At 72.2% G+C, this 15,265-nt stretch carries 16 protein-coding genes; 11 read left to right on the forward strand and 5 right to left on the reverse strand.

Annotated features, from left to right (window positions below):
• Positions 1–3: 3 nt before the first annotated feature.
• Positions 4–885 (forward strand): SCO6745 family protein, encoded by an 882-nt coding sequence (locus ACXKR8_RS30495; protein WP_458267780.1) that lies wholly within the window; start codon positions 4–6, stop codon positions 883–885.
• 33 nt (positions 886–918) lie between these two features.
• Here ACXKR8_RS30495 and ACXKR8_RS30500 read toward each other — a convergent pair whose 3' ends face one another.
• From ACXKR8_RS30500 to ACXKR8_RS30520, 5 genes are all read right to left on the reverse strand, one after another.
• Positions 919–1,470, reverse strand: a complete 552-nt coding sequence (locus ACXKR8_RS30500) for an adenylate kinase (protein WP_458267781.1) — start codon at positions 1,468–1,470, stop codon at positions 919–921.
• Positions 1,471–1,640: 170 nt separating this feature from the next.
• Positions 1,641–2,348, reverse strand: a complete 708-nt coding sequence (locus ACXKR8_RS30505; RefSeq protein ID WP_458267782.1) for a hypothetical protein — start codon at positions 2,346–2,348, stop codon at positions 1,641–1,643.
• A gap of 41 nt (positions 2,349–2,389) precedes the next feature.
• Positions 2,390–4,294, reverse strand: a complete 1,905-nt coding sequence (locus ACXKR8_RS30510; protein ID WP_458267783.1) for a zinc metalloprotease — start codon at positions 4,292–4,294, stop codon at positions 2,390–2,392.
• A 116-nt stretch (positions 4,295–4,410) separates the two neighbouring features.
• Positions 4,411–4,629 (reverse strand): hypothetical protein, encoded by a 219-nt coding sequence (locus ACXKR8_RS30515; protein WP_458267784.1) that lies wholly within the window; start codon positions 4,627–4,629, stop codon positions 4,411–4,413.
• A 95-nt stretch (positions 4,630–4,724) separates the two neighbouring features.
• Positions 4,725–4,940 (reverse strand): hypothetical protein, encoded by a 216-nt coding sequence (locus ACXKR8_RS30520; protein ID WP_458267785.1) that lies wholly within the window; start codon positions 4,938–4,940, stop codon positions 4,725–4,727.
• A gap of 283 nt (positions 4,941–5,223) precedes the next feature.
• Here ACXKR8_RS30520 and ACXKR8_RS30525 point away from each other — a divergent pair, with 283 nt between their 5' ends.
• The 10 genes from ACXKR8_RS30525 to ACXKR8_RS30570 all read left to right on the forward strand — a co-directional run bounded on the left by ACXKR8_RS30525 (position 5,224) and on the right by ACXKR8_RS30570 (position 15,190).
• The gene (locus tag ACXKR8_RS30525; protein WP_458267786.1) at positions 5,224–5,637 is read left to right on the forward strand and encodes a helix-turn-helix domain-containing protein; all 414 of its coding nucleotides are present in this window, start codon (positions 5,224–5,226) and stop codon (positions 5,635–5,637) included.
• 172 nt (positions 5,638–5,809) lie between these two features.
• Positions 5,810–6,070, forward strand: a complete 261-nt coding sequence (locus tag ACXKR8_RS30530; protein ID WP_458267787.1) for a hypothetical protein — start codon at positions 5,810–5,812, stop codon at positions 6,068–6,070.
• Between the two features lie 46 nt (positions 6,071–6,116).
• Complete coding sequence (locus tag ACXKR8_RS30535; protein WP_458267788.1) at positions 6,117–6,836, forward strand: response regulator transcription factor; 720 nt, start codon at positions 6,117–6,119, stop codon at positions 6,834–6,836.
• A complete protein-coding gene (locus ACXKR8_RS30540) occupies positions 6,833–8,347 on the forward strand; it encodes a sensor histidine kinase (RefSeq protein WP_458267789.1) in 1,515 nt (504 codons plus the stop codon). Before ACXKR8_RS30535 ends, ACXKR8_RS30540 begins: the two co-directional genes overlap by 4 nt.
• Before the next feature lie 44 nt (positions 8,348–8,391).
• The gene (locus tag ACXKR8_RS30545; RefSeq protein ID WP_458267790.1) at positions 8,392–8,883 is read left to right on the forward strand and encodes a DUF1269 domain-containing protein; all 492 of its coding nucleotides are present in this window, start codon (positions 8,392–8,394) and stop codon (positions 8,881–8,883) included.
• Positions 8,884–9,115: 232 nt separating this feature from the next.
• Positions 9,116–10,492, forward strand: a complete 1,377-nt coding sequence (locus ACXKR8_RS30550; RefSeq protein WP_458267791.1) for an FtsW/RodA/SpoVE family cell cycle protein — start codon at positions 9,116–9,118, stop codon at positions 10,490–10,492.
• The gene (locus ACXKR8_RS30555) at positions 10,489–12,030 is read left to right on the forward strand and encodes a peptidoglycan D,D-transpeptidase FtsI family protein (RefSeq protein ID WP_458267792.1); all 1,542 of its coding nucleotides are present in this window, start codon (positions 10,489–10,491) and stop codon (positions 12,028–12,030) included. Before ACXKR8_RS30550 ends, ACXKR8_RS30555 begins: the two co-directional genes overlap by 4 nt.
• A 96-nt stretch (positions 12,031–12,126) precedes the next feature.
• Positions 12,127–13,053 carry a ribokinase gene (gene rbsK / locus ACXKR8_RS30560; RefSeq protein ID WP_458267793.1) on the forward strand — a complete coding sequence of 309 codons (927 nt, stop codon included), beginning with the start codon at positions 12,127–12,129 and terminating at the stop codon, positions 13,051–13,053.
• Positions 13,054–13,083: 30 nt separating this feature from the next.
• Complete coding sequence (locus tag ACXKR8_RS30565; protein ID WP_458267794.1) at positions 13,084–14,400, forward strand: sensor histidine kinase; 1,317 nt, start codon at positions 13,084–13,086, stop codon at positions 14,398–14,400.
• A 103-nt stretch (positions 14,401–14,503) separates the two neighbouring features.
• Complete coding sequence (locus tag ACXKR8_RS30570) at positions 14,504–15,190, forward strand: response regulator (protein WP_458267795.1); 687 nt, start codon at positions 14,504–14,506, stop codon at positions 15,188–15,190.
• The last annotated feature ends 75 nt before the right edge of the window (positions 15,191–15,265 follow it).

Genomic DNA, 15,265 nt, shown 5'->3' on the forward strand with positions numbered 1-15,265 from the left:
CCCATGGGCCACAGCGAGGACCACCGCAAGGACGCACGGGCCACCTGGCAGGTGCTGGAGTCCTACCACGGGGCGGTGTACTTCTCACCCGAGGCGCACGCCGCGTACGCGGAGCTCGGCGTCGACAGCAGAGTCGGCTATTTCGCCTCGCGGGCGGCGGCGCTCGGGCCGGTCAGCGCCGAGGTGGTGATCGCCGCCTTCTACAACTTCAACCCCGAGGTGGTGCGCCGCGCGATCCCCGGGGCCTGGCAGGCCGCGTCACCGGAGCGCTTCCAGGCGGCGCGGCGGGCGGGCATGGACGCCACCCTGCGCCGCGTCCTGGGCCAGGAGGTCGAGTCCACGCACATGAAGCGTGCCGCCGAACTGGCCAGGGAAGCGGCCCTGGCGGCGGTCCCGCACCTGCAGGGCCGCCCGCTGTTCGCCGCGCATACCGCGCTGCCGTGGCCCGAGGAGCCGCACCTGGTGCTCTGGCACGCCCAGACGTTGCTGCGCGAGTTCCGCGGCGACGGCCACCTCGCGGCGCTGCTGATCGCCGGACTGAACGGGATCGAGGCCCTGGTCACGCATGCCGCCGCTGGTCAGATCGGTGCGGAGGCGCTGCGCGGCTCACGGGCCTGGTCCCCTGAGCAGTGGTCCGCGGCGGTCGACGAGTTGCGTGAGCGCGACTGGCTGGCGGAGGGGCCCGAGCTGGCGCTGAGCGAGGCCGGGCGCGAGCGCCGGGAAACCGTCGAACGCACCACCGACGAACTGAGCGTCCTGCCGTACGCCGCCCTCGGCGCCGCCGACTGCGCCGAACTGCGGTGCCTGGTCAGGCCGTACAGCCTGGCCCTGGCCCAGGAGCTGATGCCCTGGGCCGTCGGACGCCTGGTCAGCGCTGACGAATAACCACACCACCAGTCGTCCAGCGGCCCACTGCCGCTACCGGCGCGGTTCGAGCATCCCCAGAGTCTTCTCGGCGATGTCCGCCGCCGCGCCGGTGGCGTCGACCGTCAGCAGGATGTCGGCGTAGAACTCCAGCAGCGGAGCGGTCTGGGTGCGGTAGACCTCCTGCCGGTTCCGGATGGTCTCGGGGGTGTCGTCGGCCCGGCCCCGGCTCAGCAGACGCTCCGTCAGCACCTCGTCGGGGACCGCGAACTCCACCGCCGCGTCCAGCTCGTGGCCGTCCGCCCGGAGCAGCTCGGCCAGTGTCCTGGCCTGCGGCAGGGTGCGCGGGAAGCCGTCGAGCAGGAACCCGCGTTGCGCGTCCGGCTCGGCCAGCCGCTGGTGCACCATGTCGGCGGTGACCTGGTCCGGCACCAGATCCCCGACCCCCAGATAGCCACTGGCCTGCCGACCGAGCGGGGTCCTCGCGTCGATGTGCCGGCGGAACAACGCACCCGTGGAGATGTGCGGCACGCCCAGCTCGCCGTGGAGGATGTCGGCCTGGGTGCCTTTGCCCGCACCCGGCGGCCCGATCAGGACGATGCGCATCAGTGGGGCCCGCTTCCCTGTGAACCTCGGTTGATCGCTGCTGGGGGAAAGATGCTAGGGCCGCCGGACGGCGCCCCGCAAACGGCGCGCCGCTGCCGTCGTGGCCTGGTCGGGACCACGACGGCAGCGGGGGCGCCGGCAGGCGCGGGGGTGGAGCGGCTGTGGGACGGTCAGCTGGTGTACATCCGGTGGACCGTGACGGTGGGGGTCATCGCGGCCAGGGCGTCGATGCCCGGGCCCTTGGGGGCGGTCGCGGCGGCGGCCTTGAGGATGCCGGTCACCTGGGCGGCCAGCGCGTCGGCCTGGCTCTTCACCGTGGCGATCGGCGCCTTGGAGCTGCCCAGGGCGTCCAACCTGCGGTGGATGTCCGCGAGCTGGCGCAGCGCGGTCGGGCTGAGCGTCAAGGGCCGCGGCGTGGAGACGATGAACTGGTAGGCCCCGGCCAGGGTCTGGCAGCCGGCGCAGTGGTGGTTCGCCGCGTTGCTGGTGTTCACCGCGTTGAGGTGGATGTTCTCCCCGGCCATGGTGACGATCTGGAAGGACAGCGCCACCGAACGGCAGGGCTTGGCGGCGGTGCAGGCCGCCGAGTCCGCCTCGGCCTGGTTTTGCGCGGCGGCCGCGAAAACGGTGCCCTCCTGGTGCACGGTGAAGGAGTCGTCGAAGCGGACCCGGTGGCCCGGGTTGGCCAGCGCGTGGGCGCTGTCGCTGGCGATGGCCACCCCGTGGCCGGTGCCCGCGGTGGAGCTGGTGCCCGCCGCCTGCGCGGTCGCGGCGGTGGCGACGGCGGTGAGGCTCGCGGTGGCGAGCAGCCCGAACCGGACGGCCTTGCGGCCCGCCCCGACCCTGGCGGTCGCTCTGCGGTGGTGGTTGAGGTTCATTGGTTCTCCTGAGGGAACGGATCACGGCGTGGCACGGATCACTACGGGGTCGCGGCCGCCGAGGCGGGAGCCGTGCTGACGGGGGGCGAGGTGGGGGGTTGCGTCGTCGGCGGGGGAGTCGTCGGCGGGCTGGTACTGGCCGGGGGACTGGTGGGCGGGACGGTCGCCGGTCGCGAGGACGAGACCGGCGGCGGAACGGCCGCATGGCCTGCGGAGGAGACGGGCGGCCGACCGGGCGGCGGGGTGGCCGGCGGGACGGTCGGGGTGCTGCTCGGCGGCGGGGTGAGGCCGGGAGCGGCGGCGCCGCCGTTGGCCGGTGCGCTCGATCCGTTCAGTGGGCTGCTGCTGGCGCTCGCGCTGGGCTTGGGCACCAGCACCGGGGCGGTGGTCGCCGGTGGGGCGGTCACCCCCGGCTGGAGCACCGGGACGATCGGCGCGGACGGCGGCAGCGGCTTGGGCGTCATCCCGACGGCCCAGGCGCAGCCGAGCGCGGTGACCCCGGCCAGGCCGAGCACGCAGAACCCGAGCCGCAGTCCGCGGCTGCCGCTGGTGGCCCGCAGCGCGGTCCGCAGCAGCCGGCCGCCGAGCCGGATCGAGAGGTAGGACATTCCGGCGAGCGGGCAGATCAGCATCGCGCTGCCGAGCACGCCGACCAGGCCGGCGGCGAGGTGCCCGTCCGCGAAGGCGGAGCCGGTGCCGGCCAGTTGCGAGGTCAGCGAGCGGATGCCGGTGCTGAGGATCCGCGGCAGGTTCCACAGCGCGTAGCCGAGGTCGCCCAGCAGCAGCGGCACCATGGTCACCACCCAGGTGGTGACGATGATCCGGGCCGAGCGCTTCAGGTCGGCGACCTCCGGGCGGACCGGCCGGCCCCGGCGCAGCACCGAGTCCAGTCCGCTGAGCAGGATCGGTTTGATCTTGCCGAAGAGGTCGGGCACCCCGGCCAGGTCGCCCAGGATGTAGTAGCCGTCCAGGCGGACGGCCGGCATCAGCTGCTCCAGCACCTCGAAGTGCCCGAGGTAGACGGCACTGAGGAAGAACGGCTGGCCGGTCAGGAAGTAGCAGCCGCCCATGCCGAGCATGAAGACGATGTTGAAGTAGACCCCGCCGAGGTCGGTCCTGATCCGCCCGGCCCGGCCGATCCGGTAGACGTCGGTGACGTCGGTGTACATGGACGGCCAGATCAGGAACAGCCCGCAGCCGATGCAGCCGGGGCGGGCGCCGCCGTAGCGGCAGGCGGAGGCGTGGCCGAACTCGTGGAACACCACCGAGGCCACCGTCAGTGCGAACACCACCAGCAGCAGCACCGGCTGGTTCAGCACTTCCAGCACCGGGGTCATCGCGCCGTAGAAGCCGAACAGCCAGACGTCCATGGCGACCATGGAGCCCAGCACCAGGACCACCATCAGCGGCCGGTGCAACCAGGCCAGCGAGCGGCCGATCCGGTTGACCCGGGCCTCGTTGAACATCACCTTGTGGCCCTTGAGGGCCAGCAGCAGGTCGGACCGCGGGGCCTCGGTGACCTCGTCGTCCTCCTGCCCGTAGGGGACGGTGACGCCGAGCGGCTGGAGCTTCTGCTCGACCAGGTAGGCGATGTTCTCCTCGCTCACCTCCCGCCCGTACAGCCCGCTGACCCGGTGCGAGATGCGCTCGGTGTCGCTGACCCCGTCGATGCAGCCGGCGACCAGGTGGAGCAGCCGGGAGAGCTGCACCACCTGGCCGTCCCCACGGCGGGCGATGTACTTGGCCTCGGTGAAGCCCGAGCCCTGGTACTCGCCGTGCAGGCGCAGCCCGGCGGCCAGCCTGGGAATCGGGAAGGCCTGGCGGCTGAAGGCCTCCGCATACTGTTCGAGCTGATCGAGCTGATCCAGCTGGTCGAACTGCTGGATCGTGGTGGCGAATCCCCCCGGACCTGGAACCAGTGCCCCCGGTTCCACACTCACGGTCATGCTGTGTCCTCCCCCGGCGCGGGCCGCGCCCTCCCCTGGCGCGGCCCGCGCCCCTGATACCTCGGTACTGCGTTGCTGCGGTGCTGCCGGCGGTCCTCCGGCAAGCGGTGCGGCTGCTACTGGTGGATGCTGATCGACTGCGAGGCGTCGGAGCCGGCCGCGGCACCGATCGAGCCCCAGTTGCCAGCCAGCGACTGGTTGCTGGCCTCGACGTTGGCGACGTGCTTGGTGACGTTCACGGTCTTGGTGAAGCTGAACTTCAGCTTGCTCAGGGCCTCGCGGCCGGGGAGCAGCTCGGCGGACTCGGCGTCGAGCTCATTCATGTTCATGCTCATGGTGGTGCCTTTCTTCGGGGTGCTGCGGAAGGTGTGTGTGAGTACTGCCGTCGAGCAACTGCGGTGCTGCGGTGTTGCGGTGGGACTTGGGACTACTACTGGCTGATGCTGATCGACTGGCTGGCGCTGGAGGAGGCCTCGGCGCCCAGCGAGCCCCAGTTGCCGGCGGAGGAGGTGTTGGCCGCCTCGACGTTGGCAACGTGCTTGGTGACGTTGACGGTCTTCGCGAAGCTGAACTTCAGCTTGCTCAGGGCCTCGCGGCCGGGCAGCAGCTCCGCGGACTCGGCGTCCAGCTCGTGCATTTCAAGCATGGTCAATTCCCCCTAAGGAATGGACAGTTGGCAGATCGGTCAGGAGTAGGGATCCCCCCCAGCTCCCGTCCAACCCGGTCGGACGTTCTGTCCAACGAGATTGGACACTAGTAGCCTCCGGGCTGTCCCCGCAAGCGATTCGGGGCCACGTTCTGCAACGGACTGGTAACAGAGAGAAACCACCAGGTGGGAGCCCCTTTATCGGTTTCGGCGGGGGTGATCGCCGTAGAATCGGACCGTCGCAGGCAGCCGAAGGGGCAGCCGACAGGGAGGCGTCAGCCAGGTGTCCAACGCCCTGCAGCAGTTGATGAGAGAGCGTTTGGACCGGCAGGGCTGGTCCTACGGCGAGGCAGCTCGCCGGGGCGGTATCCCGCGTTCCACGGTGCACCACCTCGCCACCACCGAACGGCTGGTCAGAATGCCGCAGCCGGCCACCCTGGAGGGCCTGGCCCGGGCGCTGGAGCTGCCGCTGGACGCCATCCGCCGGGCCGCGGCCGAGGCCTGCGGGATCCATCTCTACGCGTCCGGACCGACCGCGGCCGACGCGGACGGGGCCGCCGCGGGCGGTCCGTCCGACCCCGAGGTGGACATGCTGATCGCCAGCCTGCAGAAGCTGTCGGTGGACGACCGCCGCCATGTCGCCGCGCTGGTCGAGTCGCTCCTTGACCGCCGGGACGGCCCGGAAGCGGACAATTAGCACGCACGCGGTGCTCGTTCCGGTTCCCTGATTGCCCGGAGATGACCGGATCAGGCGAATATCGGCACAGCCCCCGTTCGGACCCATGTCTGGGACTAGCGTCTGCGATGGGAGGGGCGGGTGAGCCGCACGTCGCCCCCCGTGCAAGCGCGGGCACTGCCCAGGGGGATATGTGCTGGTCGTTCAGGGAGGGCCCACCACCGCTGTCGTCCGGGGCAGCAGCGGCGAATCCGTCGTACTGCTCTCCGGGGAGCTTCCGGCCGAGCTCACCGACGCCAATCTCGCGGAGGTGATCGACCTCGCCGCGGCCGTCCTCGACGGCGCGGAGATGCTGCTGTTCCGGCGCTGCCTGGCCGCGCTGCGCCGGGGCGACCTGGCCGGCACCCGCCGGATCGAGATCGACGGCGCCGTGCTCACCGTCTACGGCGACTGACCCGACCTCTTACCCGGCTCTCACGAGTTCCGTGGACAATCGGTGTGTGACGTCGACAGTACTTCTGGCCGAGGACGACCGGGCCATCCGCGATTCCGTAGTGCGCCTGCTGACCCTGGAGGGCTACCAGGTGACCGCCGTGGCCGACGGCATCCAGGCGCTGGCCGCGATCCATCGCGAGCGCCCGGACGTCATCGTCCTGGACGTGATGATGCCCGGCATCGACGGACTCGCCGTCTGCAGCGTGCTGCGCGCGGAGAACGACCGCACCCCCATCCTGATGCTCACCGCCAGGGTGGAGACCTCGGACCGGGTGGCCGGGCTGGACGCCGGCGCCGACGACTACATGGTCAAGCCCTTCGAGGCGGACGAGCTGATGGCCCGGCTGCGGGCGCTGCTGCGCCGGGCCGTGCCGGTGCCGGTCCCGGCCGACCCGCCGTCCAGCCAGACCGCCCCGGCCGGGGACGACCTGATCGAGGTCGCCGACCTGCGGATCGACCCGACCGCCCGCCGGGTGTGGCGCCGGGAGGCCGAGATCGCGCTGTCCCGCACCGAGTACGACCTGCTGGAACTGCTGGCCCGGAACGCCGGGATCGTGCTCGACCACAGCACCGTCTACGACCGGATCTGGGGCTACGACTTCGGCCCCGGCTCCAAGAACCTCGCTGTCTACATCGGCTACCTGCGGCGCAAGCTGGAGATCGGTGACGCCCCGGCCCTGATCCACACGGTCAGGGGCGTCGGCTACACCCTGCGCGAGCCGTGACCGGCCCGATCGGGTCGCCGACGCCGCCGATCCCGCCCGTTCCGCCGTCCCCCGCACCGCCGACCCGGGCCGACGCCCGCGCGCCGCGCCGGATACCGGTTCCGGCCGGTCTGCGGGTGCGCTTCTCGGTGGCCTTCGCCGGGGTCGCGGCCCTGGTCGCGGTGCTGGTCGGCGGCCTGGGCTACGACGCTGCGGCCAATCTGATCCGGCACGACCGGGCCAGCGACTTCACCCAGTCGCTGGAGGCGCTGACCGCGGCGGTGGAGCAGTCGCCGCTCTATCCGTCCGACTTCCAGCCCTCCAACCAGAACCACGACCAGCTCGAGGACCGGCTGACCCAGTCCGGGGACATCGGCATCCAGGTGCTCGGTCCCGACAGCAGCGTGGTCGAGAAGGGCCAGCCCGACCCGCTCCCGGTCACCGCGGCCGACCGCGCCCTGGCCACCGGCCGCAAGGCGGGCCAGGTCCACGACGTGACCGAGGACACCGGCGGCGACCGCTACCGGGTGGTCACCGTCTCGCTCGGCGGCGGCCGCGGCGCGGTGCAGCTCTCCGAGCGGCTCAGCTCCACCGACGACCTGCTCGACCTGCTGCTCGAACGCACCGCACTGCTGGCCACGGCCGTGGTGCTGGCGGCCGGGGCGGCCGGCTGGTGGCTGGCCGGAAGGATCACCAGGCGGCTGGTCCGGCTGACCGGCGCGGCCGAGCACGTGGCCTCCACCGGCCAGCTGGACGTGGACGTGCCGCGCCGCGGCGGGGACGAGATCGGCCGGCTCGGCCGGGCCTTCGACGACATGCTGGGCCGGCTGGCCCGCTCCAAGGACGACCAGCGCCGGCTGGTCCAGGACGCCGGGCACGAGCTGCGTACCCCGCTGACCTCGCTGCGCACCAATATCGCCGCGCTGCCGCACCTGGACCGGCTGCCCCCGGAGTCCAGGGAGGCGCTGCTCGACGACCTGGCCACGGAGACCCGGGAGCTGAGCGTGCTGGTGAACGAGCTGGTGGAGCTGGCCGCCGACCGCAGGGAGACCGAGGAGTCGGCCGAGGTCGAGCTGGACCTGCTGGCCGAACGGGTCGCCGACCTGGCCCGGCGCCGTACCGGCCGGGAGATCCTGGTCGACGCCGCGCCGGTCAGCCTGGTCGGCCGGCCCGGGGCGCTGCAGCGGGCGCTGACCAACCTGGTGGAGAACGCCGCCAAGTTCTCCCCGGAACCGGCCGGGATCCTGCTGCGGGTGACCGCCGAGCGGGTCACCGTGCTGGACCGGGGCCCGGGGATCGACGAGGGCGACCTGGCCCGGATCTTCGACCGCTTCTACCGGGCGACCAGCGCCCGCAGCCTGCCCGGGTCGGGTCTCGGCCTGGCCATCGTCAAGGAGGTGGCGGAGAGCCACGGCGGCGGGGTCTTCGCCCGCAACCGCGTGGGGGCGGCCGGGGGCGCCGAGATCGGCTTCACGCTGGCCGCGGGGCAGGTCACGACACGCCGCCCCGCAAATCGGACAAATGACTCATAGCTGATTAGATTTCCTGGTAGTTCCAGCCAGGAAAGGGAATCCCTGTGAGCAACCTGATCGCTGTCGCCTATCCCGACGTCGCCACCGCGGAGCAGGTCAGAGCGCTCCTCGCCGACCTCCAGAAGCAGAAGCTCATCCAGCTCGAGGACGCCGTCATCGTCGAGCGCAAGGAGGACGGCAAGGTCAAGCTGCACCAGTCCGTCAGCACCACCGGCGCCGGCGCGGCCGGCGGCGCGCTCTGGGGCGGGCTGATCGGCCTGCTCTTCTTCATGCCGTTCCTCGGCGCGGCGATCGGCGGTGCCACCGGCGCGGCCGTCGGCGCGGCTCAGAACTTCGGCGTCGACGACGACTTCATGCGCCGGGTCGGCGAGAACCTGACCCCGGGTGCGGCGGCGCTGTTCGTCCTGGTCCAGAACGCGGTCCAGGAGAAGGTCATCCCGCAGCTCGCGCCGTTCGGCGGCCAGCTGATCCAGACCTCGCTCAGCGACGAGGACGAGACCCACCTGCGTGAGGCCGTCAAGGCCGCACAGGGGTGATCGCGGCGCCGGACTGAGAGGGCCGGCCGGCCCCGGCCGGACCCTCTGAGCGCCGTTCGGCCGGCCGCCGTGCCTGGCGGGCCCGGTACCCGGTCGCTGCCCGGCCCGACCGCACTCTCCGGCGGACGGGCCGGGCAGCGGCCTCCGCGCCTCCTGCCCGCATACCCCCTTGCCCCCTTGCCCCCCTGCCCGCCTGCCCCCTGCCCGTCCGCCCCGCGCCCCGAGGACGCCGATGGCCGCCGCGACCGCCCCCGCGCCTCCCGCCGCCCCGCTGCCGCGGGTCCCCACCCGCCGCCCCACCGAGCTGCTCCTGGTCGTCCTCGCCGTGCTCATCGCGGCCTTCGGCTACGCGGACGTGGGCTGCGCCATCGACGGCAGGGTCCCCGAGGACACCCTCCAGTACAGCGCGGGCCTGGGCGTGCTCGCCCTGCTTGCGCACCTGGCGATCAGATTCGGGGCGCGCTACGCCGACCCGCTGCTGCTGCCGTTCGCGGTGCTGCTGAACGGTCTCGGCCTGGTCGTCATCTACCGGCTGGACCGGGCCACCGGCACCTCCTCCGCGCCCTCCCAGCTGGTCTGGTCGACGCTGGGGGTGGCCCTGTTCGTCGCCGTGGTGCTGCTGCTGCGGGACTACCGGAGGCTCCAGCGCTACGCCTATCTGCTGGCCCTCGGCGCGATCGTGCTCATGATCGTCCCGATCTTCCTGCCGGCGGTCTACGGCGCCAAGATCTGGATCAAGATCGGCCCGCTGTCCTTCCAGCCCGGCGAGATCGCCAAGATCGCGCTGGCGATCTTCTTCGCCTCCTACCTGGCCGTCAACCGGGACGCCCTGGCGCTGACCGGCCGCCGGGTGTGGAAGCTGGAACTGCCGCGCGGCCGGGACCTGGGTCCGATCATGGTGGTCTGGCTGCTCAGCACGGCCGTGCTGTTCCTGGAGCAGGACCTGGGCACCTGCCTGATCTTCTTCGGCTTGTTCCTGGTGATGCTGTACGCGGCCACCGGGCGGATCGGCTGGATCGCGGTCGGCCTGGTCCTGGTCGGCTTCGCGATCGTCCCGGTGGCGCTGTGGGAGCCCCATGTGCACAGCCGCTTCGAGGACTGGCTGCATCCGATGGCCAGCATCGACGCAGGTCAGGGCGCAGGACAGCTGGCCCAGTCGCTGTTCGCCTTCGCGGCCGGCGGCCTGCTCGGCACCGGTCTCGGCCAGGGCCACTCCTATCTGATCGGCTTCGCGGCCAAGTCGGACTGGATCCTGGCCACCTTCGGCGAGGAGCTCGGCCTGGTCGGCCTGACCGCGCTGCTGCTGGTCTACGCGGTGCTCGCGGTCCGCGGCTTCCGGACCGGGATGTCGCTGCGGGACCCGTTCGGCCGACTGCTGGCGATCGGCCTGGCCTCGCTGCTGGCGCTCCAGGTCTTCGTGGTCGCGGGTGGGGTCACCGACCTGATTCCACTCACCGGGATGACCATGCCGTTCCTGGCCCAGGGCGGCTCCTCGCTGGTGACCAACTGGGTGCTGGTGGCCCTGCTGGTGCGGATGAGCGACGCCGCCCGCCGCCCCGACCCCCCGCTGCCCGACGACGAGCAGATCCAGGCGGTGCCCGAGGTATGAGCCCCTTCGGCCGCAAGCGCAGTCCAGGTTCCGACCCCGAGCCGCACGCCGGCGCGGTCCGGCTCTCGCTCAGCCGCACCGCGCGCCGGGCCGGCGAGTTCTGCCTGCTGCTGGTCCTGGTGCTGCTGGTCAACTGCACCCGGGTGCAGGTGCTGCAGGCGAAGAAGTACCACGACAACCCCGCCAACCAGCGGGCCGTGATCGCCCGCTACGCCGAGCCGCGCGGCAACATCCTGGTCGGCGCCAAGGCGGTCACCGGCAACAGCAGGACCACCAGCGGCGCCTTCGCGTACCGGCGCAGCTACACCGAAGGACCGCTGTACGCGCCGGTCACCGGCTTCTCCTCGCAGACCTACGGCAACTCGCTGCTGGAGGGCGTCAAGGACGGGGTGCTGGCCGGGACGGACAGCGATCTGGCGACCCACCCGCTGCTCAACGCCATCAGCAGGGACCAGGTGCCCGGCGGCGACGTCCGCACCACCATCAACGCCAAGGCCCAGCAGGCCGCCTTCGCCGGTCTCGGCAGCAAGCGCGGCGCGGTCGCGGCGATCGACCCGGCCACCGGGAGGATCCTGGTGCTGGCCAGCACCCCCTCCTACGACCCGGGGAGCATCACCGGCACCGGCAGCGCGGTCACCGCCAACTGGAACCGGCTGACCGCCGCCGCCACCCAGCCGATGCTCAACCGGGCGCTGCGGCAGACCTACCCGCCCGGCTCCACCTTCAAGGTGGTGACGCTGTCGGCGGGGCTGATGAACGGCGTCTACAGCGGCATCACCGTGCCCACGGACTCGCCCGACCCGTTCACCCCGGCGGACACCAGCACCGCGATCACCAATGAGAGCGCCAGTGACGCCTGCGCCGACGCCACCCTGCTCTACGCGCTGCAGGTCTCCTGCAACACCGTCTTCGGCAAGCTGGGCGACGACGTGGGGCAGGCCGGCATGGTGAAGGCGGCCCAGGCGTTCGGCTTCAACCAGACCGGTCAGACCATCCCGGTGGGGGTGGTGCCGAGCGTCTTCGACACCGGGATGACCAGCAAGGCGCTGCTGGCGCTGTCCTCGATCGGCCAGTACAACACCGCGGCGACCCCGCTGGAGATGGCCTCGGTGGCGGCCGCGATCGCCAATGGCGGGGTGCTGATGAAGCCGCAACTGGTGGCGGCCACGACCAGGGCCGACGGCAAGCAGCTCACCGGGTTCAGCCCGGAGGAGTTCGGGCGGCCGATCAGCTCCGCGGTGGCGGACCAGGTCCAGCAGGCGATGGTGGGCGTGGTCACCTCCGGCACCGGCGGCAACGCGGCGATCCCGGGGGTCACCGTCGGCGGCAAGACCGGCACGGCGCAGAACGGGGTCGGCAACAGCGGCACCCCCTACGCCTGGTTCATCTCCTGGGCGAAACCGGCCGGCTCCTCGACCTCCCCGGTCGCGGTCGCGGTGGTGATCGAGGACAGCAACGCCAACCGCGCCGACGTCAGCGGGGGAGGCCTGGCCGCACCGATCGCCAGGGCCGTGATGCAGGCCGTGCTCAACGGCTGAAGCCGGCGGTCGGGCTCAGTGATGAGCCCAGTGGTTGGGTCTATGGCTGGGCCCGACCATGGAGCCAGGGGTTGACCTGCTGCTTAGAGTGTCCCCATGCCGATGATCGCAGTGGTGGGGAGCATCAATCTCGACCTGGTCGTCCGGGTGCCGCACCATCCCCTGCCGGGTGAGACCGTCCTCGGCGGGGAACTGGCCGAGCATCCAGGCGGCAAGGGTGCCAACCAGGCGGTGGCCGCCGCCCGGCTGGGGGCGCAGGTCGCCATGGTCGGACGGGTCGGCGCGGACCAGGACGGAACCCGGCTGCGGGCCGCGCTGGAGCGGGAGGGGGTGAACGTCCGCTGGGTGCTTTCCGAGCCGGTGGCCAGGACCGGACGGGCGCTGGTCGCCGTCGACCGGGAGAGCGGTGAGAACTCGATCATCGTCAGCCCCGGCGCGAACACTGCTCTCGCTCCGGAGCACTGCGCTGCTTCGGGAACAGTGCTCCGCGACGCGAGCGTCACTCTGCTGCAGCAGGAGATCCCCGCCGCCACCGTCGAGGCCGCCGCCCGGCTGGCCGGCGGCACGGTGCTGCTCAACCCGGCCCCGGCCCGCGAGCACCCGGCCGAGCGCGCCGACCTGCTGGACCTGCTGGACATGGTGGACGTGCTGGTCCCCAACCGGGCCGAACTCGCCGCGCTGGTCGGCCACCCGCTGCCGGACCTGCACGCCGTCGCCGACGCCGCCCGTACCCTGCGCGGCCCGTCCGCCGTGGTGGTCACCCTGGGTGGAGACGGAGCACTGCTCTGCGAAGAGGGCAATGTTCTCCTCGTCCCCGCCCTCAGCGTCATCCCGGTCGACACCACCGCCGCGGGCGACGCCTTCTGCGGCGCCCTGGCCTGCGCCCTGGCCGAGAGCCGCCCGCTGCATGAGGCGGTCCGCCACGCCAACGCGGCCGCCGCCCTGGCCACCACCCTCCCCGGCGCCCAGCCCTCGCTGCCGACCAGGAGCGAGGTCGAGAAACTGCTCGGGCACAGCTTCTGAACCTCCCCCAAGGCATATGCTCAAGCCACCATGGACGGAGCCCCGCAGCGCAGCGCCCCCGCCCTGATCCGCGTACGCCGTGTCGCGCAGCTGATACGACAGGCTGCCTGGGCCGCCCCCGACCAACGGGTGTTCCTGCTGCGCTCGCTGTCCAACCCGCGGCTGCGCACCGCCCTCGCGGTGGTCTGCGGCGCCGGGGTCTTCTTGCTCACCGTGACCGCCGACACCCAGCTGAACCAGCTCGTCCCCGGCAGCCTGGCCTGGGCGCTGGCCGGGCTGCAGGTGCTGCCGCTGCTGCTGGTCGCGCACCGGCCGCTGGCAGCCTGGCGGATCTCCGCGGTCGGGCTCACCCTCACCACCTTCGCCGAGGTCGGCCACGCCCCGACCCCGTTCTGGCCCTGGCCGGTCAGCGGCTGCGTCGCCTATGTCGCGCTGCTGTTCGTCACCGCCCAGGTGTACGGACGGGACGTCGCGGTCGGCGTCGACCTGCTGACCGCCCTGGCGGTGCTGCTCCCGGCCGTCTTCCTGGTCGGCCTGCCGCCGGTGGTGCTCGCGGTCTCGGCCGTGGTGGCGACCCTGGTGCTGGTCCTCGGCGAGTCGATCCACTCCCGGCAGGAGGCCGAACGGCACCTGGTCGCCGCCGAGGAGCAGCGCCGCGCCGGGCTCGCCCGCCAGGCCGTGCTGGAGGAGCGCTCCCGGATCGCCCGTGAGCTGCACGACGTGGTCGCGCACCATATGTCGATGATCGCGATCCAGGCCGAGGCCGCCCCCTACAAGGAGCCGGGACTGCCCGAGCAGACCCTGCGCACCTTCGGCGCCATCCGTGAGGCGTCCACCACCGCGCTCACCGAGATGCGCCGGGTGATCGGACTGCTCCGCGAGGAGGACGAGAACGCCGAGCGCGCTCCGCAGCCCGGCATCGACCGGATCCCGGAGATGGTCAGGGCGGCCCGGCAGGCCGGGATGCAGGTCGACCTCACCCTGGCCGGCGGCCCCGAGCGGGCGCCCGCGGTGGTGGACGTCTCGGTCTACCGGATCGTCCAGGAGGCGCTGAGCAACGCGGGCCGGCACGCGCCGGGGGCCCGGGTCGAGATCGAGGTGCTCCGCACCAGGGACGCGGTCCAGGTCCATGTCGCCGACGACGGCCGCACCAGCGGCGGCCCCGCCCCCGGCGGCAACGGCGGCCACGGCCTGACCGGGATGCGCGAGCGCGCGGCGATGCTCGGCGGCACGCTCCGCGCGGTCCCGCGCGAGCACGGCGGCTTCGAGGTCACCGCCCGACTGCCGCTGGACGGGGTGCCGTCGCCGCGTGCGGGAGAATCGTCCACGGCCGCCGAAGTCGACTGACACCGCATCAGTACCGACGACTGCATGAGCACCAACGACTGCTTCAGCACCAACGACTGCTTCAGCACCGACGACTGCATCGGCATCAACGGGGAGCCAGCGCATGGGAGACAGCATCAGGGTCCTCCTGGTCGACGACCAGGAGATGGTCAGGGACGGCCTCGGCGCGCTGCTGTCCTCCGCCCCGGACATCGAGCTGGTCGGCGAGGCCGGGGACGGCCTGCGCGCGGTCCAGCTCGCCGCCGAACTCCGCCCGGACGTCGTGGTCATGGACATCCGGATGCCGGGCATGGACGGTCTCGCCGCCACCGGCCGCATCGTCGGCAACCCCGACCCCGCCGGCGTGGTGCCCCGGGTCCTCATCCTCACCACCTTCGACCTCGACGAATATGTGTACGAGGCGCTGGCCCGGGGCGCCAGCGGCTTCCTGCTCAAGGACGCGCCGGCCCGGGACCTGATCAACGCGGTCCGGGTGATCGCCGCGGGCGAGGCCCTGCTCGCCCCCTCGGTCACCCGCCGGCTGATCGACGACGTGGCCCGCCGCCGCCGCTCCGGGAACCTCCGTCCGGAGGCGGTGTCCACGCTCACCGTGCGGGAGTTGGACGTGCTGCGCCAGGTCGCCCGCGGGCTTTCCAACGCGGAGATCGCCGAGGAGTTGTTCCTCTCCGAACAGACCATCAAGACCCATGTCGGCCGCATCCTCGCCAAGCTGGAGATCCGCGACCGCACCCAGGCCGTCGTCTTCGCCTACGAGAACGGCCTGGCCGGCGCCGTGGGCGAAGAGCACTGACGCAGGGGTCATTGACGCAGGGTCAGGAACCACGTGTCCCACCCTCCAGGGTGATACCTGTTCCACCCTCCAGCG

The sequence above is a fragment of the Streptacidiphilus sp. PAMC 29251 genome (assembly GCF_054208735.2).